14 protein-coding genes and 3 pseudogenes are annotated in these 18,975 nt (G+C 42.4%); 3 read left to right on the forward strand and 14 right to left on the reverse strand.

The annotated features are described in order from the left end of the window. Positions 1-154: 154 nt before the first annotated feature. Together I6F10_RS00005 and radA are read right to left on the reverse strand one after the other, a co-directional pair. Entirely contained in the window at positions 155-1,087 is a 933-nt protein-coding gene (locus tag I6F10_RS00005) for a hypothetical protein (RefSeq protein WP_165744835.1), read from the reverse strand. Positions 1,088-1,162: 75 nt separating this feature from the next. Continuing rightward, entirely contained in the window at positions 1,163-2,548 is a 1,386-nt protein-coding gene (gene radA, locus I6F10_RS00010; RefSeq protein ID WP_002958769.1) for a DNA repair protein RadA, read from the reverse strand. Between the two features lie 364 nt (positions 2,549-2,912). Here radA and I6F10_RS00015 point away from each other — a divergent pair, with 364 nt between their 5' ends. Then, a complete protein-coding gene (locus I6F10_RS00015; protein WP_165744833.1) occupies positions 2,913-5,390 on the forward strand; it encodes a PilZ domain-containing protein in 2,478 nt (825 codons plus the stop codon). Here the strand turns inward: I6F10_RS00015 and serB are convergent. Next, a complete protein-coding gene (gene serB / locus I6F10_RS00020; RefSeq protein WP_165744832.1) occupies positions 5,387-6,415 on the reverse strand; it encodes a phosphoserine phosphatase SerB in 1,029 nt (342 codons plus the stop codon). The two genes, I6F10_RS00015 and serB, sit on opposite strands and share 4 nt — an antisense overlap. Before the next feature lie 152 nt (positions 6,416-6,567). Here serB and I6F10_RS00025 point away from each other — a divergent pair, with 152 nt between their 5' ends. Beyond that, positions 6,568-7,188, forward strand: coding sequence for an AhpA/YtjB family protein (locus tag I6F10_RS00025; protein WP_002958772.1), 621 nt, complete (start codon positions 6,568-6,570; stop codon positions 7,186-7,188). Here the strand turns inward: I6F10_RS00025 and I6F10_RS00030 are convergent. From I6F10_RS00030 to I6F10_RS00050, 5 genes are all read right to left on the reverse strand, one after another. Further along, positions 7,155-7,922 carry a TatD family hydrolase gene (locus I6F10_RS00030; protein ID WP_197098097.1) on the reverse strand — a complete coding sequence of 256 codons (768 nt, stop codon included), beginning with the start codon at positions 7,920-7,922 and terminating at the stop codon, positions 7,155-7,157. The two genes, I6F10_RS00025 and I6F10_RS00030, sit on opposite strands and share 34 nt — an antisense overlap. Positions 7,923-7,943: 21 nt before the next feature. Further along, a complete protein-coding gene (pdxH, locus tag I6F10_RS00035; protein WP_165744830.1) occupies positions 7,944-8,582 on the reverse strand; it encodes a pyridoxamine 5'-phosphate oxidase in 639 nt (212 codons plus the stop codon). Between the two features lie 339 nt (positions 8,583-8,921). Next, positions 8,922-10,664, reverse strand: a complete 1,743-nt coding sequence (argS, locus tag I6F10_RS00040) for an arginine--tRNA ligase (RefSeq protein ID WP_024596080.1) — start codon at positions 10,662-10,664, stop codon at positions 8,922-8,924. Positions 10,665-10,724: 60 nt separating this feature from the next. Beyond that, positions 10,725-12,314 carry a peptide chain release factor 3 gene (gene prfC / locus I6F10_RS00045; RefSeq protein WP_165744826.1) on the reverse strand — a complete coding sequence of 530 codons (1,590 nt, stop codon included), beginning with the start codon at positions 12,312-12,314 and terminating at the stop codon, positions 10,725-10,727. 255 nt (positions 12,315-12,569) lie between these two features. Further along, the gene (locus tag I6F10_RS00050) at positions 12,570-13,217 is read right to left on the reverse strand and encodes a LexA family protein (RefSeq protein ID WP_024603822.1); all 648 of its coding nucleotides are present in this window, start codon (positions 13,215-13,217) and stop codon (positions 12,570-12,572) included. A gap of 117 nt (positions 13,218-13,334) precedes the next feature. Here I6F10_RS00050 and I6F10_RS00055 point away from each other — a divergent pair, with 117 nt between their 5' ends. Next, positions 13,335-13,523: a transcriptional regulator gene (locus I6F10_RS00055; RefSeq protein ID WP_024603823.1), complete on the forward strand. Its 189-nt coding sequence runs from the start codon at positions 13,335-13,337 to the stop codon at positions 13,521-13,523. A gap of 36 nt (positions 13,524-13,559) precedes the next feature. On the opposite strand, the pseudogene I6F10_RS00060 reads toward I6F10_RS00055, so the two are convergent. The 6 genes and pseudogenes from I6F10_RS00060 to I6F10_RS00085 all read right to left on the reverse strand — a co-directional run bounded on the left by I6F10_RS00060 (position 13,560) and on the right by I6F10_RS00085 (position 18,949). Further along, positions 13,560-14,629 (reverse strand): annotated as a pseudogene (locus tag I6F10_RS00060) (IS3 family transposase). A 217-nt stretch (positions 14,630-14,846) separates the two neighbouring features. Next, positions 14,847-15,149 (reverse strand): putative quinol monooxygenase, encoded by a 303-nt coding sequence (locus I6F10_RS00065; RefSeq protein WP_165744824.1) that lies wholly within the window; start codon positions 15,147-15,149, stop codon positions 14,847-14,849. A gap of 78 nt (positions 15,150-15,227) precedes the next feature. Next, positions 15,228-16,380 (reverse strand): annotated as a pseudogene (locus tag I6F10_RS00070) (IS3 family transposase). 284 nt (positions 16,381-16,664) lie between these two features. After that, entirely contained in the window at positions 16,665-17,861 is a 1,197-nt protein-coding gene (locus I6F10_RS00075) for a low temperature requirement protein A (protein WP_165744823.1), read from the reverse strand. Between the two features lie 170 nt (positions 17,862-18,031). Next, positions 18,032-18,467: pseudogene (locus I6F10_RS20420) on the reverse strand (alcohol dehydrogenase catalytic domain-containing protein); the annotation flags it as partial. A 26-nt stretch (positions 18,468-18,493) separates the two neighbouring features. Then, a complete protein-coding gene (locus tag I6F10_RS00085) occupies positions 18,494-18,949 on the reverse strand; it encodes a PaaI family thioesterase (protein ID WP_197098099.1) in 456 nt (151 codons plus the stop codon). Between the last annotated feature and the right edge of the window lie 26 nt (positions 18,950-18,975).

Below are 18,975 nucleotides of genomic sequence, written 5' to 3' on the forward strand. Positions count from 1 at the left end.
CAAGCGCACAGGGCGTGCATCTGTGAAAGTGTTATGGAAAGGATGGCTTAAGTTACAAGCCATCCTAGAAGGCTACGATTTAGCAAAATCTCTTGAGTCAGACTTGTGATCAAGAGACAGCCAATTGGCGCCTTTATTAATACAGAACTAAGGCCTAATTACCTTTAACTTCTAAGTTAATAAACTTAACTAGTTCTTCAGGTTGCCCTACTAGCATCATAACTTGTTGGTTAATTTCCATCATAGTTTTACCTTCAGGTAGCTTTGCAGACACACTGAATGAATTTAAACCTTTCGCAAAGCTGGTTAAAGCCTCTGCAATATCTTCAGTTACAGGAGCTTGTTGTAACTGTTGCTCTAGCGTCATTTCCATTTGCTCAAGCGTCATACCTTGCTTTTCAAGCTCGCTTGAGAGTAAATCTTTTAATTTACCCTGGTTATTTAAGGCAAAGCTAACATTACGCGGCTCTAATTTACTCATTGCTTGCATAACAAGTGTTTGCTGCTGTAATTCTTGCTCATACGTCAGCGGTTGATCACCGGCTTCTTGCTGCGCCTTGCTAATAGCTAATGAAGCATCCATTAACGCTTTTGAATTAGCTAAACCCATATCCATATTAAAACTAACAATGTCTTTTGCATCAAGCTTAACTACTACATCACTATTGCCAGACTCTTCATCGTAATCAAGTGATGAATGTAAATCGTAACTTGCCGACGCTAACATTTCGTTTGTATCAGCTGGTAATTTTAATACGAAGCTTTTATCAAACTGAAAGCTTTTTACATCAAATGATGTATGTGGTGATATTTTATCCGGCTCGTAGCCAGTTATTTCAATGCTTTGAATATTAGCAACATTGTCACCTTCAGGGCTTATTACTTCCATGTTTGTTATTTCTACACTCTTTGAGATAACACTTGCCGATAAACCAGCGTATTTAAATGTAGCGCCAGTTTGCTCGCTTACTAAAGCAAGTTGCTTATCTACTTCTGCACGCACTTCTTGAGTTGCTACGTAGTTTGCGTAACTAACACCACCCACGCCTGCGGCCACAAGAGCTGCAACTATAACTAATTTTTTCATGTCATTTCCTTATTTAATTCTTTCTATAAAGTGTCTCAACTTAAGAGTAACACTGAAGAACATCACCGATAAGTGTTAATTAATCAAACTAAGTAACTCATGTACGGTTTTTACAGGGGTAATTTTAGCGCCTAGCCCTTCCATCGATTTATGGTAATTGCGAAATGGAATATATATTTCTGTAAAACCATGTTGTGCAGCCTCTTTAACACGCGGTACACCACTGTCTATTGGGCGTACATCGCCGTTTAAGCTAAGTTCTCCCATAATACACGTGGTACGAGGTACAACAAATTCGTTTAAACTGCTAAGTAACGCGGTTACTAATGCTAAATCGATGCAGGTTTCTGTCTCATCAATTCTTAAACCACCCACAATATTAAAAAACGTATCGTGAAATATTTTAGTTTTAGTATGCTTACGTAATATACCGGTCAGCATTTTTATACGATTCATATTTAAACCAACACAAACACGCTGCGGAAATTCAGCTTCTGTTTCGGTAGTTAAACATTGAATCTCAAGCAATAAATTACGATTCCCTTTACGAATACAGGTAATAGTAGAGCCAGGTGAGTCGGTGGTTGAACCCGATAAAAATATTTCACTTGGATTATCAACGCTTAACATCCCACGTTCACACATTTTAAAAATGCCAACAGTATCAATATCACCAAAGCGGTTTTTATTTGCCCTAAGTGTTCGTATTTGCCCATCGTTGGTATCTATGTGTAAAAGCGCATCAACAATATGTACAAGTGTTTGAGGGCCTGCTATTTCGTTATTTTTATTTACGTGAGCAATAATGAACATAGTTACATCATTTTGCTTACAGTACTGAGTTAATGCTTGGGCGGCGCTTTTTACTTGCGAAGGCGAACCTGGGCTACCATTTGCCGTATCGGTTACAACAGCTTGAATAGAGTCAATAACAGCAAACTTAATTTTATTTTTCTCGAGCTCTTCGATGATGGTTTCAACACTCGTTTCTGAAAGTAAATAAAGCTCGTCCGGGTTATAGTTTAACTTTAAACGATTTACCCTGTTTTTAAACTGCGATAAAGATTCTTCTGCCGTACAGTAAAGTGACGGCATCCGTTGTGACATTCTTGCCACTAGGTCAGATAGCAAAGTTGTCTTACCCGCCCCCGGATCGCCCGAAATAATATTAACCGAGCCAGTAGTCACCCCGCCGCTTAGTACGCGATCAAGCTCGCCGATTTCAGTTAGCTGCTTTTCAGCCTCTGATGTAGCAATATCATTGATTTTTTTAGAGCCACCACCAACACCACCAGCATAACCACCAACGTTTGCTCGTATTGATGCTTTTTTACTGTGCCCTGCTGAAGGCTTAAATTCCGCTAATGTGTTCCACGCACCGCAGCGACATTGACCCTGCCAACGTTGATAGTTCATGCCACATTCGGTACAAACAAATTCTACTTTTGCCGCTTTAGCCATTGATAACTTTACCTACTATTCTTTAAATTAAAAAAATTCTTACTATTAAGCGCTTATTTTGCCATTTCAGGCATTTACTTAGCAACAAACTCTTGCCTGCTTAAAAATCTAGCGTCACAATCAATAAATACACATGGTGTTTCTTTTTAGCTATAATTTAGGGCATACTTTTTGCTTTGTAATAGTTTAAAGTAACTTGCCAATAAAATGGCAAATAACACATACATAACAAGAGCTAAACAGTAGTAACTCAAATAATTGTACCTATATTAACAACATAGCGCGATTTAACGTTTATTGAACTTCTAATAAATGGACTTAACAGTATACCTACTTTTTCAATTAGACGGTGATGGTTTTATAAATGGCTGATGACATAATGCTCAAACACGAAGACCTCGTGAATGAGTTAAAAACATATTTAGGCAACGCTAAATTTGATTTAATTTTTAAGTCTAAAATAGCTGGGCTTACAAAGCCTGAACAGTTTTTAATGAAAATGGAAATGACACGCTTATCTCAGCCGATAGCGCGCTTTATTGACTTACGTGGTTTAGTGACTGGGCAGGTAAAGCCTTATGATCACAATGGCAAACAACATTTCATGGATGAAACAGCGATTGAAGTATTTGAAGCTGCGCTAAAACAACACGGTGGTTATACCCTTGCCGTTTATGAGGCAGTGATGAACACCGAAAATAATCATCGGGTGTTACAACGCAAAACCACAGAAAAAATTGCAGAGCAAGCCATTGATGACTCCCTTAATACAAATGTTATAAAGTTTGCCTCTTATGAAAGCCGCTCTGAAGAGCGAATGAACTATTCAATTAAAGTAACGGTTGAATACAACGACAAAAAAAGTATTGCTGCTAGCACTTCCGATATATCCCTCAGTGGTTGTAAAATAAAGCTAGCCACTCGTTATGTACTAAAAAAAGGACATTTAATCGCCTTGCGTTTGGTAGGTTTAGAGCAAGACTTTGAGCTAGGTTTAAAAAATGGCATTCAGTATGAGGTTGTCGCCGTAGAAAATATTTCTAAAGAGTTTAATCATATTCGTTTAAAACGCACCTTTATTGAAAATAATGAAGCGTTTGATAATTTTTTAGAAAGCTTTATCCACGGTAATAAACGTCGCTATAAAGTAAACCTTGATAATACGCTCGATGCTGTGGTTTCTAAGGGTTACGAGCAATACTATATTCCACGCGTCACCTCTTTATATGTGTTTTTAAGTAAAAAAGACAATGTACTTTATCCTAGCTTAAGTCTAACCACCGAAAACAACATTTTTATTCAACGTTACTTTACCGATGAACGCCAAAACCCTTGTTTATACAGTGTGCTTAATGAGCAACGCATTAATGCATTACTTTTAAAACAGGCTCCAGTTAAAGAAGATTATTTATATACTTTTACTCATATTTCAGCGGGCAAAATTTATTATTATTCTGCAACACGTAATGAGCTTGAACAAAACCCTCAGCTAAAAAACTTATTTTTAGGTTTTGGCAGTCAAAAAGACACTTGGCAGTGCTTTAAAATACAAATTATGCCAAGCCATCCAGATGACTCATTTATTCCTTTATCGTTACCAAACACTGTAAGTAAAAATATTGAAAAGCTCAATAAGCCGCCTTCTCCTCGGGTAGAAGGGTTAGTGAAAAATGTAAAATATATGGTGGTACTAACTGCTATTGGTAATAAAACTGAACAGCAACACTATCAGCAATTAAATTACGATAAAGCTTTGATTAATCAATTGAAGAGTTTTGGCCATAGCAAAAGTAAGTCTGCGCCTTATTTAGATATTGTACCTTTAGAGTATGTAAATCTTCGCTCTGATAAGCGCTACTTATATAAAACGAATGTGTCGATTAGCGTAAACGATGAGGTAGTACATGGCCTTACTCGCGACTTTTCGGTTATGGGCTTGCAGCTTGAATGCAAACAACCAGTAAGCTTAAAAAAAGGCGACATTGTTTTACTCTCGTTTCCTGACTTACAAAAAATAACCAAAACATATCAGCTTAGTGAGCTAAAGTACGAAGTGATGGCTGTAAATAAGTCGTTCACTATTATTAATTTAAAAGCCAGCCGAGTTGCCGACTTACCCCATGCTGGAGTGCTGTTTTTTACGCAGTTAATTAACAGTAATAAAGATAAACTAAAAGTGTCAGAAGAAGCGCCTAAAGTGCCAGGGCTCTCTACAGCACTTAGAAATATGGTAACTAAAAGCGTTTGCCAGTTCCCACTTTATTTACATAAAGAAGGAGCGCACTTTAAAGCAGGTGCAATTGGCTTTGGCTTATACCCTAGCCCACTACATGTGCTTTTACAAAACTTTGGTTTGTTGAGTAATAAAACCGATTTATCGAGCATTATTACTGATGAGCAAATCGTTAATGTGATCACCCCACAGATAAAAGATCTTAGCCGCCAAGATCCGCCAAGCGCCTTTACACTTGTGATTAATTTTGATCCCCGTAAGGGCAGTATTTCAGAGTCTACTACCAGTTATTGCATAGCAGGTGAGGATTATAATGATTTTCAGGAACAAATAAGCAAAGGCTTAAAGTCGAATCTTATTTTTGTTATGCGCTTGTACATATCACGTACTGGACGCCCAGATACCGATTATTTATCTAACGAACTAAAATATGTGAGTCAGTATGCGCTGCATAAAGCAAGGGAATTAGAAGAGGCATTGTGGTCTGTAGCGGGTGTCGGTGATATTGTCGATATCACCGAAGAAGCCTTAAGCCATTTAAAACTTGAACAGCAACAAGTTGACCAAATGGGTCGCCGCAAACTGCTTTGGCTAAACCGCCTGCGTTAAACAGTAGCCACACTATTTAATGGTATAGCTAGCATATACAGTAATTGTAATAACGAGCCTTGGCAAATAGCTGCTTGGGCTTGCTCAACCACTTTTGCTTTACCATGTACTGCTACACCTAGCCCTGCTGTTGCCATCATTTTTAAATCGTTAGCCCCATCGCCAATCGCCACTGTTTGCGACTTTATTAATCCCAGCTGTTGCTGTAATGACTCTAAAATAACGGCTTTTTGCTGTGCATCTACAATTGTGCCTAATACTTTACCTGTGAGCTTATTATCTTTAAATTCAAGCACATTAGCGTGTACTTCATCTAAATTGATTAACGCTTGTACTTGCTCTGCAAAGGGTACGAAACCACCCGACGCAATGGCTAAGTGCCACTGATGCTGTTTAAGTATTTGGCAAAGCATTTTAATACCCGGCATTAAAGGTAAATTATTTTTTAACTCATCTATTAAGCTTTTTTCAATTCCGGTAAGTTTAGCGACGCGCTGATTTAGGCTTTCACTAAAATCAAGCTTACCAGCCATTGCCAGTGCTGTTACCGAAGCAACCTCATCGTATACGTTAGCTAAGCGTGCAATTTCATCTATGCACTCAATAGTAATAGCGGTTGAATCCATATCCATTACCAATAAACCTGGCTCATACAAGTTGGGTGGGCAAGCTATTTGCACTAGCTGAAAATCAAGTGTGCTGGAAAATTGTTGTAATACTAGCGGGTTTATAGTTTTATCTGCATTTTGCGCGTAAAAACACAGTGCTGGTGCAAGCCCTAAATCAGGTTGGTATTGGCATATAGCGGTGACGTTTTGGTTATGTGTCGCTAAAAAGTCAACAATATTGGCAATGTGTTTTTCTGCAAAATCACCTGCAAATGCGATGCTAAATAACCCTAATGCTTTGTTTGGAATATAATCGAGAGGTGTAGATACACCACCACTATAGCTAAACCATTTATTTAGAGTTAAGTGTTGTAATGGTTGCTCAGCAGCTTGCTGTGCCATGTTGATTTGCGACATGGGATCTCCGTGTTTATTTTTATTTTCCTGATAGTTGGCATCTCAAAACTGCTATTCTCAACACTAAATTCGCCATCAGGTGGGGTTTAAGGTTATAGTTAGTGTAGTTGTAACATCAAATCAAAATGCTGTCAGTAGCATAAACGGTGACTATGAAAAATAACCATATTAAAAACCCTATAAGCGCATCCCAAAGAAAGCGACTCGTTCGCTTAATTCTTGCGGCTGGCTGTTTTGTATTACTAAGCTGGGTGGGTGTTAATAGTAGTTTTCAGAGTCACCAGTTACTGTACGATAGCGCCGACAGCACCGCCAAAAGCCTCACTCAGTTTATGGCTTTAAATGTTAAAACACCTTTAATCGAAAAAAACAAACCCCAGCTCAATGCAATTTGTAACGATATAAGTAAAGATGAGTTCGTGCTTTCGGCCACTATTTACGATCAACAGGGTATTTTATTAGCCAGTAGCGACAATTGGCAGTCGCATCATGTTTATGGTCAACTTTCTGATTCTACCCCCGGAATAAGTAAGTTAAAAACACCTTTTATGGAACCTGTAATAAGCGATGATGACCGCCCTATAGGTTTTGTATCTATTACTTATTTAACTCGCGCTGCAATATCCGACAGCCATAATCATTTTCATGACTTAGGCAGACAGGTTTTATTAATGCTAGTGATTGCTTGTATTTTTACGTGGCAGTTAGGCCGTGGATTAAAGCGCTGGCAGGTAAATCGTTATATGCAAAAAACATCTGAACAAGAATCATAAAGTTGCTTTGCAAGCGTCTCTTTTTCGCTGTGTGGCTTTAAATCACATAGTGCGTCAAACACATCAGGTATATGCAATGGCGTGTTAACTTCCCCTTGGTAGCCACTTAACGGCATTGAAGGTGAATCCGTTTCAAGCACTAAGTGCTCGGGCTCAATAGCGGCAATAACAGCACGGGTTTTAGCTGCACGTTGATAGGTAATAACACCGCCTACGCCAAGCTTAAAGCCCTGTTTGATATAATACTTCGCTTGTTGGATTGAACCTGAAAATGCATGAATCACTCCCCCATTTTTTGGCTTACAACGTTTAAACGCTTGCGCAATTAAATCATGGCTTTGCCTGTGATGTACAATGAGCGGTAAGCTTAGCTCGTTAGAAAGCTTTATTTGCTGTTCAAATAAATAAGTTTGTTTAGAGAGGTTTTCAATGCTTCTATCAAGCCCACACTCACCAATGGCCACTAACTGATGCTTATTTGTAGTTGCAAACTCGAATAACGCTTCTATGTGCGATTCTTTATGTTGATCTAAGAAGTAAGGATGTAGCCCTGCCGCTATTTTTATACTTGGATAGGTTGCTTTGAGCTCTATAAGAGTATGCGATTGAGCAAGCGTAATACCCGGTACAACAAACTGATTAACTCCCTTTGCTACACACTCGGTTATGAGCGATTCACGACTTGAATCAAACTCACTAAAATCGAGGTGGCAATGAGAGTCAATAAATTGCACGGTTACTTACTCATCTATTTATTAAGGGTTTAAGCGTGTAATTTGCCAGCTGTTATCTGCTTGGCGCTGATACATAAAACGGTCATGTAAACGATGCGCCCCACCTTGCCAAAACTCAATTTTAGTGGGCACTACACAATAACCGCCCCAAAAATCAGGTAATGGAATTTCACCTTTAGCAAACTTGTTTTTCATATTAGCAAAGGTTTCCATGAGTACTTTACGTGATGACACCGGACGACTTTGCGCTGATGCCCACGCTGCTAATTGGCTTTCTTTAGGACGAGATAGAAAGTACTTTGCCACAACAGAAGTTGGTAATGGTTTAGCCTCGCCATAAACTATAACTTGGCGTTCCATGTGATGCCACGGAAAGTGCAAGGAAATTTTGTTATTGCCTTTAAGCTCCTGCGCTTTACGCGAACCTGTATTGGTAAAAAATACAAAGCCGTTATCATCTAAATGTTTTAAAAGCACAATACGCTGTGAAGGTTGACCGGTTTCATCAACAGTTGCTACAACCATTGCAGTAGGATCGGGCAATTGACTTGCTACCGCATGCTCAAGCCACGTTTCAAACTGCTTAAACGGATCATCTTGCAAGTTATCTTCGCTTAACGCGTCTTGCAGGTATTCACGACGGATATCTTCGAGTTTCATAACAAGTCCTTTAAATAAAGCCATAGAAAAGAGCTTAGAGTAGCGAGCTTAAAACAATAGATGTTGAGTAATAACAAACATTAAGATTCAGGTATATACGATAGCAATAAACGCAGAGACTCAGGTGCATTCGATAGCAATAAGTATAGAGTCTCAGGTGAATCGTTGGGTTTCGTTTCACTCAACCCAACCTACAATGTAAAACATTACATCTGCAAGTGTAGAAGTGCTGACAAGACGGAGTGCTTTTTTATGCCAAGGAGCATACATTTAGTATGTGACTTAGGCTAAAAAAGCACGACAACGCAGTCAAAGCGAACTACACGCAGCAGAAGGTGATTACATTTGCTCCATAACTTCAATACCTAGCAGATCCAATCCCGTTTCTAGTGTTTTAGAAACCAGATTACACAGCACTAAACGGCTATCGCGCACGCTTGGCTCTACGCCTTCTTTAAGTACTGGGCAGGCTTCGTAAAATGTCATGTATAAGCTTGCAAGCTCATATAAGTAACCACATAGTACGTGCGGTGTTGCTTCGCTGATCATTAAATCAAGTACTTCTTCGAGCTGCAGTAGCTTAAGTGCAAGTGCTTTTTCTTGAGGCTCAACAATTGCAACGTCTGAATTTAATGTAGCAGCATCAACGCCTGATTTGCGGAAAATACTGCGTACGCGTGTATAAGCATATTGTAAGTAAGGAGCTGTTGCGCCTTCAAAACTTAGCATGCTGTCCCAGTTAAAAATGTAATCACTGGTACGGTGCTTAGAAAGGTCGGCATATTTAACTGCGCCAATACCTACTTTACGGGCAATTTCACTGCGATCGCTATCACTTAAATCAGACTCACGTTCAGCTAATTTTGCTGCTGCGCGGTTAATTGACTCTTCTAATAAATCAGCAAGCTTTACTGTGCCGCCAGTACGTGTTTTAAATGGTTTATTATCGGCGCCCATCATGGTGCCAAACGGGCAAAACTCGTAGCTTGTTTCGTCTCTTAATAAACCAGCTTTACGCGCTGTTAGCTCTACTTGGTTAAAGTGTAGATTTTGACGTGCATCTACAAAAATTAAGATGCGATCAGCACCTAATTTATTTGAACGGTAGTCACATGCAGCTAAATCTGTTGTTGCATATAAAAAACCACCGCCAGATTTTTGTACGATAAACGCTGATGGCTCGCCATCTTTATTAGCTAGCTCATCTAAAAACACCACTTGCGCGCCTTGCGACTCTACGGCAATGTTTTTATCTTTAAGTAGGCTAATAATATCGTTAAGCTCTGCATTGTATGCGCTTTCAGCCATAATATCGGCTTGAGTAAGCGTTACATTTAAACGCTTGTATACTTCTTCAGAGTGTTTAACTGAGGTGGCTATAAATAGTTTCCAAAGTTTTTCACAATGCGCATCGCCGCCTTGTAATTTAACAACGTAGTCACGTGCTTTATCTGCAAAGCCTTCTTCGTCGTCAAAGCGTTTTTTAGCATCGCGGTAAAAAGTTTCTAAATCAGCAAGCGCAACAGTATCTAAGTCAACGCCTTGACTAATTTGATCTTCTAAATGCGCGATTAACATACCAAATTGCGTACCCCAATCACCCATATGATTTTGGCGCACAACCGTATCGCCTCTAAATTCAAGCGCACGTACAATTGAGTCACCAATAATAGTTGAACGTAAATGACCTACGTGCATTTCTTTAGCTAGGTTTGGTGATGAATAATCAACAACAACTTTTTGTGGCTTAGCGTGCTCGTTTACAGCTAGTTTTGCATCATTGTTAGCCGCTTTAACGCTTTGCGCTAAAAACTCAGGCTTTAAATGGATATTAATAAAACCAGGACCCGCAATTTCAGTCTTTTGTGCAATATCGCTTACATCAAGGTTATCAATAATTTTTTGTGCAAGCTCACGCGGGTTGCTTTTCATTTTTTTAGCTGCGCCCATGGCTGCATTAATTTGGTAATCACCAAATTGTGGACGCGTGCTTTGCGTTACTGCCGGGTTTGTGTCTTCAGGTAAGCCTGCACCGACCATAGCTGCAATGGCTTTTTCAATTAAAATAGTACGAATATTCATATTTTTTTACCTTTATAAACCCGCCAAAGCAGGTTTTCTTTTAATTCTTGTAAATGAGCTCTAGTTTTCGCGTGTATGGCTAAACGTTACTTCTGGGTAACGCTCTACCGATAAGTTAAGGTTTACACGGCTCGGCGCAATGTAAGTTAAGTTATCACCGCCATCGAGTGCTAAATTGCTTTCGCATTTACGTTTAAATTCTTCAAACTTTTTAACGTCATCACTGCTTACCCAGCGTGCCGTATTCACGTTTACGCCTTCATAAATAGCATCAACGTTATATTCTGCTTTTAAACGTGCTACAACCACATCAAACTGAAGTACGCCTACCGCGCCTACTATTAAGTCGTTATTAATAAGTGGTCTAAATACCTGTACAGCCCCTTCTTCAGAAAGCTGTACTAAGCCTTTTAATAATTGCTTTTGCTTAAGCGGATCGCGAAGGCGAATACGACGAAATAGTTCAGGGGCGAAGTTAGGAATACCACTAAATTTAAGTTTTTCGCCTTGCGTGAACGTATCACCAATTTGAATTGTACCGTGGTTATGCAAGCCAATAATGTCGCCAGCGAAAGCATCTGCGGCACGTTCACGATCGCCCGCCATAAAGGTTACTGCATCAGAAATGCTCACTTGCTTGCCAATTCGCACGTGATTCATTTTCATGCCTTGGCTGTACTTACCCGATACAATACGCATAAATGCAATACGGTCACGGTGTTTAGGGTCCATGTTGGCCTGAATTTTAAATACAAACCCGGTAAAGTTTTCTTCAGTTGCAACAATTAGTCTGTCTTCGGTTTCACGTGGTAATGGCGTTGGCGCCCACTTAGTTAAACCATCTAACACGTGATCAACACCAAAGTTACCAAGTGCGGTACCGTAATAAACTGGCGAAAGCTCACCGGCTAAAAACAAATCTAAATCAAATTCGTTTGATGCACCAATAACAAGCTCAAGCTCATCACGTAACTGCGCAGCTAAGTCTTCACCAATGGCAATATCTAACTCTGGATTATCAAGGCCTTTAATTGTGCGAACATCTTGAATTTTATGACCTTGGCCCGTTTTATATAAAACAGCTTCATCATTATGAATGTGATAAACACCTTTGAATTCTTTACCACAACCAATTGGCCAAGTAATGGGGGCACAGGCAATATTTAGCTCTGTTTCAACTTCGTCCAGCACTTCCATTGGGTCGCGAATATCACGGTCACATTTGTTCATAAACGTAACAATAGGTGTGGTACGCAGGCGTGTAACTTCCATTAGCTTACGGGTACGGTCTTCTACACCTTTAGCCGCATCAATAACCATTAAGCACGAATCTACTGCTGTTAATGTACGGTACGTATCTTCAGAGAAATCTTCGTGTCCTGGCGTATCAAGTAAATTAACAAGTGCGTCGTTATATGGAAATTGCATTACAGACGTAGTAACTGATATACCACGCTCTTTTTCCATTTCCATCCAGTCAGATTTAGCATGCTGGTTAGAGCCGCGACCTTTTACAGTACCAGCTCTTTGAATAGCTTGTCCGAATAACAATACTTTTTCGGTAATCGTTGTTTTACCAGCATCAGGGTGAGAGATGATAGCAAAGGTCCTTCGCTTATTGATTTCATTAAGAAAATCTTGGTTTGCCATGTATAAATTCTTTTAGTTTGTACACGGATTTGTACACACTTTTGGAAGTACTCTCTTTCAGTTCTTCGCTTGTCAAATCCGTCGTGTTAATCGTAATTGGCCGCTATTTTCGCTGATCTTGACTTTATAAACAATCAATGGTTATCTAATCGGTTACCATTTACTCTCAGCGTGCGCCAATGCTCAGTTGTAGCTGTTTGCAATCGTTGCTTCTTCAGCTCATGAACAACTGTGGCTAAACCACAAATTCCTTCGCTACCAAAAATCGATGATAGCTTGTCGTACTACACCAATGATGGTGCAGTTGCCGTTGATCGGTATTGCAGGGTATTGGGGGTTCAAAGGTTTTAGGTACTTCTGTTCACCGTCAATGACCAACTGCTTAAAGGTTGCTTCTTTCGAATCATCCAAACGCGCAACAACCAATGAACCTGAAGTGCAAGGTAACTCAGGATCAACAACGATCACTGCCCCCTCAGGTATGGATTTTTTCCCGCTTGGATTTTCCATACTGTCGCCTTTTACGCGAAGTGCGAAACAACCCTCATGTGCTTTTCCAGTGACTTCACGCCACTCTTCAGCATCTTCATGGGCAAATCCCTCCGCTATTTCAGTCCAATCACCGGCCTGAACCCAGTTAATGAGAGGAATTCTTCCCTTAATGTCAGGCCCAACTTCTACATTACCGACCCCCAAGCCAATCTCGCCATCACCTGTGGCGAGCCAATGAGCATTCACGCGAAGCGCCTCCGCGATCTGCATGGTGTAACGAGACCTAGCCGATTTACCAGAGCAAATCTGGCTGATCGACTGCTGTTTGATACCAATGCGACGAGCCAACTCAGACTGAGTCACCCCAGTAAGCTGCAAGGCATGGTTTAGTCGTTCGGATAAAGTTTTCATAAGCCCGTATTCTACAAATAAAACTGTAGCCTTTCAACAATTTTAACTGTTGACTAATCTACAGTTTAAACTGTAAAACTCAATCTTGTAACAGTTATTATTGTAACAGGTGACGGTATGGAAGTGTTCAACACGACACAAAAACATCTCCGCCGTGCCATTGACTTGTTCGGCGGGCAATCAGCATTAGCACGAGCCATCAACTCAAAACAGCAAAACGTCTGGTTTTGGTTGAATAAATCAGGGCGTGTTCCCGCTGAATTCGTTTTACCCATCGAACAAGCTACGCAAGGACAGGTAATGTAAATACCCCATTTAGAACACAGTCATCTCGTAGAATATTTATGCCGCATTTCGGTACTCAAACGGCGTCATATCATTGAGTGAATCGTGCGGTCGTTGATGCATAACTCAATCCAATCTTCGGCTATTTGCTTCACTTCATTCAGGTTGTTGAAGATGTAGCCGTCGAGTACATCGTCACGATAAGTTAGGTTGAACCGTTCAATGTATGCGTTTTGATATGGGCAGCCGGGCTTGATGTAATCAATCATAATGTCATGTGCTTTTGCCCAATTCACAAACACTTCCGAGGTGAATTCGCTGCCATTATCAACTCGAATTTTCTCAGGGTAAGCGTGTCACTCAGCAAGTTGGTCAAGATAGCGTATGACGCGCAGCGACGACATGCTGGTCGCAATATCGATACCTAAAACTTCGCGATTAAAGTCGTCAATAACGTTAAATGTGCGGAACCTGACTTTGTTGTGCAAGCTGTCGCTCATAAAGTCCATTGACCAGGACTTACTCCAGTGCATTTGGAGCAGCTCTGGAATGCGATTGGGTAGTCGCTTTTTACCTTTGCGTCGCAGGTTCAGTTTTAACTTAGTATAAACGCGATAAACTCGTTTGTGGTTCCAGCGGTTGCCTATAGCTTACGAAGGCGTTTGAAGCACTTCGGGAAGCCCCACCGATGGTGCCTTTCGATTAAAGCATTCAAGGCATCAATGATTTCGTCATCATCGTTCAATTTCGGCTAGTAATAGTAAGCAGTGCGACTGATACCAACCACATCACAGCTCTATTACAACGCTCGCCTTATACTGCACCTGCAACTCGCGTGCCCAGACTTTTCGTTCTGCCACAGGTGCTAGAGCTTTTTTTATGATGTCTTCTTGCATCTGTGACTTGAGGCTCAACTCAGCATACATCTGCTTAAGCCGACGGTTTTCTTCCTCAAGCTCTTTTAAGCGGCGCACATACGACGCCTCCATGCCGCCGTATTTTTCGCGTCATTTATAAAACGTTGAATTACCGATACCGTACTTACGGCAGATATCTTTCACCGGCATACCGGCTTTGGCCTCTTTTAAAATCGCCACAATCTGGCTTTCTGTCATGCGTTTGCTCATCGTAAAACTCCTTTGTTTTAGTTTAAAAGAAATTCTACGAGTGAGCTGTATTATTATACGGGGTAGCTACACTAACAATCGGTGTAAAAACTCCGATAAAAAGTATGATTAAGCCGAACACTTGTTTTGTGTTCATGAGTTCTCCTTTTTGTATCGCTAACGCCTGAGTTAAACCGCGCCGCGAACCGGCGTCGGCTTGAACGAATTGTTAGTCTTGCTAGCCAGGTAGCTTTGCCGCAAGTACATCAACGCTTTCGATGGACGGGGGCTCGGAGAACAACTCACCTGCCTTTGCCATCAACGCGGCTGCGACCTTGCCGGAGAGATGGGCCTGGCGACCCGCGTCATCCGGGAAAGCATCAAAGATTCCGAAAGTGCTTGGTCCAAGGCGAATGCCAAACCACGCAGTGGTGGCAGGCTCCTCATTGACGATGGGAAGGCCACTCATAAGGAAGCTCTCAACCTCTTTCTCTTTTCCGGGTTTCGCTTCAAGGCGAACGAACAAGGCTACTTTGACCATGGAATATCTCCTGTTGTTAAAACGACATCACGATATGCGATGTTCTCTTGTAAGCTTAGCTGGTAATGCCTAATTTTTCTAGACACCTTCTACCCTTTTAAAATATTCACGCCCAAAGTTGTTTGGCGATACTCTGTCATTTTTCGTATGACGCCGAGTTGGATTGTAAACCATCTCAATATAATGAAACACTGCCTGTTTGGCTTCAGCCCGGTTTGGATAAATACGACGGCGTATTTTTTCCTTCTTTAAATTGCTGAAGAAGCTCTCAGCAACCGCATTACCATGATAGTTACCACGTCGACTCATACTGGCTTTAATATTGTATGCATCGAGTAATTTTCTGAACTGCCGACTGGAATATTGAGAGCCCTGGTCGGAGTGCAAACTGACTTGTTGCTGCGGTTTTCGTCACCAATAAGCGGCTGCAATGGCTTGCATAGCCAAGTCTTCGGGCATTCGTTCGCTCATCGACCAACGAACGATATTACGTGCGAATAAATCCATGACGACGGCTAAAAAAAGAAAGCCTTCATGTGTTTTAATGTAAGTGATGTCGGTCACCCACCATTGATTAGGGTGCTCGACGTTAAATGCGCGATTTAACGCGTTATCGGCAACAATATCGGTCTTACCTCCGTAGTAGCCTCGGGGCGTGTTATAACCCCGCTGCGCACGAATGCCTTCTTTTTGCATTAAGCGTAAGATCCGATCACGGCCACAATATTGGTTGGAGTCACGAAAGTCCATGTAGATATTGCGGTAACCATGAAAGCCACCGCTTTCTATCCAAAACTGCTTAATTTTTTGCGCGAGTTTTTGGTCTTCACGCTCTCGCTTGCTGACTGGCGATTTCAGCCAATCATAATAACCGCTGGGGTGAACGTCTAACGTTCGGCACAAAACTCTCACGGGATAACGTGAACTACAAGATTTTATGAACCGGTACCGTTCTTTGACTCACCGACAAAGAACACCGCGGCTTCCTTTAACAGGTTCCTTTCTTGTTCAACACGTTTCAGCTCACGTCTCAGCCGGGCATTTTCAGCTCGTAAGTCTTGTTCTTCTTCACGCGCTTTTGCTGGCTTTGAAATTTTTTAAGCCATCCATACAGCGTTTTAGTGCTTATACCTAGACGTTCAGCAACATCATTCACACTGTAGCCATGCACTGCGACTTGATTCACTGCTTCTTGTTTAAACTCGTCCGAATATCGGATACTTTTACCCATGATTTACTTCTTATGATCATAGTTACATTTTTACCATAAAAGGGGAACATTATTGGCTCAGCTATTTTAGAAGGGGCACGCCATGCGGGAGGATGCACGGCGAACTGAGGACGAAGCGCCGGCGTGGACAGCGCCGACGGACAATCACTGATCACGAAAACAAAAAGGCCGGCTTGATGAATGCTTCCGAAAAGAATGTGGTTCTACGGCTTAATGAGCATAAGAAGAGCGCATCAAATCCCTGACGGCTATCTGTCAAATTGCATGGGCGTAGCCATGTTCCATCACAGCATTTTATCAGACCGGCGCGCATCTCTTACCGCCAGAAAAATCGGCACACCAATCTGCGAGAACAACGCCAGGGCCCAAAGGGCGTTGCTGACAATCGACGGTACGAGGGGATGAACGGCTAGCACAACCAGCGCCATGACAATGCCGAACAGCCTCAGACCGGCGCTATGGTAAGTGTCGATGGCATCAGCCACAGTTCGACGCAGCGCCCATAGCGAAGCTAAAAAAACCGCAAGGCCGACCGAGCCAAGCGCGGCGTAGCCGGGCGGATAAGGCTCCCACAGGCCGACGTAGACTTCTCCGGCCAGCGCAACGCCAATCGTCACCGCACTCCACAAAATCACGATGTGAGCAAACCAGTATCTCAGCAGCACGGCACTGGTGCGGCTCTTCGGTTTTGCATTGCCGGCGCAGTCGAAATAAGTCCAGGCCAGCGCGAAGAGGGACAAGCCGCCCATGGTCACATTGAACAGCGTACCCGCGCTGACTTTGTAGACGCCCTTGTCGGCCAGTGTGACCACCAGCTTAAAGAAGCCTTCACCCAGCAAAATCAACATCAGAAGGCCGAAGCGCTCCGAGATGTGTCCGAGTTGAGGCACAAAGCGTTCGAAGCGGAGCGTGCCCACGCGCGGCAGCATGTACTGCAGCTGGATTGCTGCCACGCCGGCGGCAAAGACCCAATAGGCGACCGGTGTGGGCAAAAAAGCCGACAGTGCGAACACCCCGGCCAACACGAAAAAATTCCGCCCCTGTTCCTGCGCCAGCGTATTGCCCGCGTTGTCGGTACAGCGCGCCCGCCAGTAAAGATAGGCCGTCAGCGCCCGATTCAACGCATAGCCCAGCGCGAAATACGTCCAGCCTTCACCGCCCACGTCGGGAATTGCCGCCGCGATGGTCATCATCGTGACAATCTTAAGTGCCATCACCACGCGATGCGGCATGTCCGTGGAGATATACAGCGAGTTATAGACCGAACTGTCTGCCCAGGCATAGAAAATCGCCAGGAACAGTCCCGTAAACACCCAGAATCCTTGCCACCCCAGATGATGGGACAGGTAATTCCCCAGAATGAAAATTGTCACTACATGGACCAGATCGAAGAAAAGTTCCACCCAGTGCACGTGGTCGTGGGTTTCATCGACATCCATGTGATGGCGCGGTCGCCGCCAGAGAAGATCGTTAATTACCATACACACCCCCTTTGCCTTATTGTTATGGCGGGGGTTCTACCCCGTTTCTACGGACAGTTTAAAACGTTTGTAAACTACCTGTCTTTATTCGCTACTCTACGTCGTATTCTTAGATTATGAAACCGCTCGATGTAAAAAATATATCGGCACAATGACCGATAGCACTCATGCTCCCCAAAAGCGCCATAAACTGTCAGGTACTGCATCCAAGCTGCTGCGCCTTCAGCAAAGGTTAGCCCTGCTGGTTTGAGTGCTACATATTCACTTGGTACGACAATCTCTTCTGCGTAGCAGCCATTCTGAGAAAGCCCCATCTGAGGGACAATACAAACCTCTTCCCCAAGGCGTAAATGATTTACCTCTTCCCCGACTTCAATGACTACCCCGGATGCTTCATAGCCGATTCGCAAAGGGAAGTCGGCCTTTTCTATAGTGGCCTCGCCTAAACATGGCATCAGCACGATTGAGCCCAACAACTTTGACCGCAATACGTACATCAGTGGCCTGCAAACTTGGACTCGCCAGCGAGTCAATAGTTAATACCTCGGGACCACCTAATTCATGGAAACGAGCAGTTCGAATTAGTTTTCTTGGGCTCTTATGCATCCTCAACAATAACCTTTTAAACGGAGTCAAGCTTTCAGAGAGTTAATTGTTTTAATATTCTCACTTCGTTCCGATGTATAGGGCGGTATAGAGTATGTACCCACAACATGTGCTACTAAATCACTCACCCCCTCAGAGTACAGAGAAACCTCCCCAACCACGAGAGTACGGCCGACTTTTATCAGAGAACATTCCGCAATGATTCGCTCATTTGCCGATGGCTTACGTAAGAAGTTGATGTTAAGGCTAGTTGTTACTGCCAATGGCACGATGCCAATTTTACCAAGTATCGCCACATAAATTGCCACATCAGCCACACTCATTAAAACAGGCCCCGAAACCGTTCCGCCAGGACGTAATTCATCCTGACCTACATGATGAGATACAGTCGCTCCACCGTTGCTCACTGCTTCCACAACGCATTTGCTTTGTGGAAACTCCGATTTCATGAAAGCGATAACTTCTTCTTTTGTAGCTGTCATTGAGACTCCTTAAATATTTATTCACG

This window comes from Pseudoalteromonas sp. SWYJZ98 (assembly GCF_015864495.1).
Lineage (GTDB): Bacteria > Pseudomonadota > Gammaproteobacteria > Enterobacterales > Alteromonadaceae > Pseudoalteromonas > Pseudoalteromonas distincta.

What these genes read in the sequence shown, in the direction of transcription:
- prfC (WP_165744826.1), bottom strand. Translation starts at nt 12,314, where the DNA reads ATGGCAAACCAAGATTTTCTTAATGAAATCAATAAGCGAAGGACCTTT.
- I6F10_RS00065 (WP_165744824.1), bottom strand. Translation starts at nt 15,149, where the DNA reads ATGGTCAAAGTAGCCTTGTTCGTTCGCCTTGAAGCGAAACCCGGAAAA.
- I6F10_RS00025 (WP_002958772.1), top strand. Translation starts at nt 6,568, where the DNA reads ATGAAAAATAACCATATTAAAAACCCTATAAGCGCATCCCAAAGAAAG.
- I6F10_RS00005 (WP_165744835.1), bottom strand. Translation starts at nt 1,087, where the DNA reads ATGAAAAAATTAGTTATAGTTGCAGCTCTTGTGGCCGCAGGCGTGGGT.
- I6F10_RS00085 (WP_197098099.1), bottom strand. Translation starts at nt 18,949, where the DNA reads ATGACAGCTACAAAAGAAGAAGTTATCGCTTTCATGAAATCGGAGTTT.
- I6F10_RS00015 (WP_165744833.1), top strand. Translation starts at nt 2,913, where the DNA reads ATGGCTGATGACATAATGCTCAAACACGAAGACCTCGTGAATGAGTTA.
- I6F10_RS00055 (WP_024603823.1), top strand. Translation starts at nt 13,335, where the DNA reads ATGGAAGTGTTCAACACGACACAAAAACATCTCCGCCGTGCCATTGAC.
- I6F10_RS00050 (WP_024603822.1), bottom strand. Translation starts at nt 13,217, where the DNA reads ATGAAAACTTTATCCGAACGACTAAACCATGCCTTGCAGCTTACTGGG.
- radA (WP_002958769.1), bottom strand. Translation starts at nt 2,548, where the DNA reads ATGGCTAAAGCGGCAAAAGTAGAATTTGTTTGTACCGAATGTGGCATG.
- serB (WP_165744832.1), bottom strand. Translation starts at nt 6,415, where the DNA reads ATGTCGCAAATCAACATGGCACAGCAAGCTGCTGAGCAACCATTACAA.
- argS (WP_024596080.1), bottom strand. Translation starts at nt 10,664, where the DNA reads ATGAATATTCGTACTATTTTAATTGAAAAAGCCATTGCAGCTATGGTC.
- I6F10_RS00075 (WP_165744823.1), bottom strand. Translation starts at nt 17,861, where the DNA reads ATGGTAATTAACGATCTTCTCTGGCGGCGACCGCGCCATCACATGGAT.
- pdxH (WP_165744830.1), bottom strand. Translation starts at nt 8,582, where the DNA reads ATGAAACTCGAAGATATCCGTCGTGAATACCTGCAAGACGCGTTAAGC.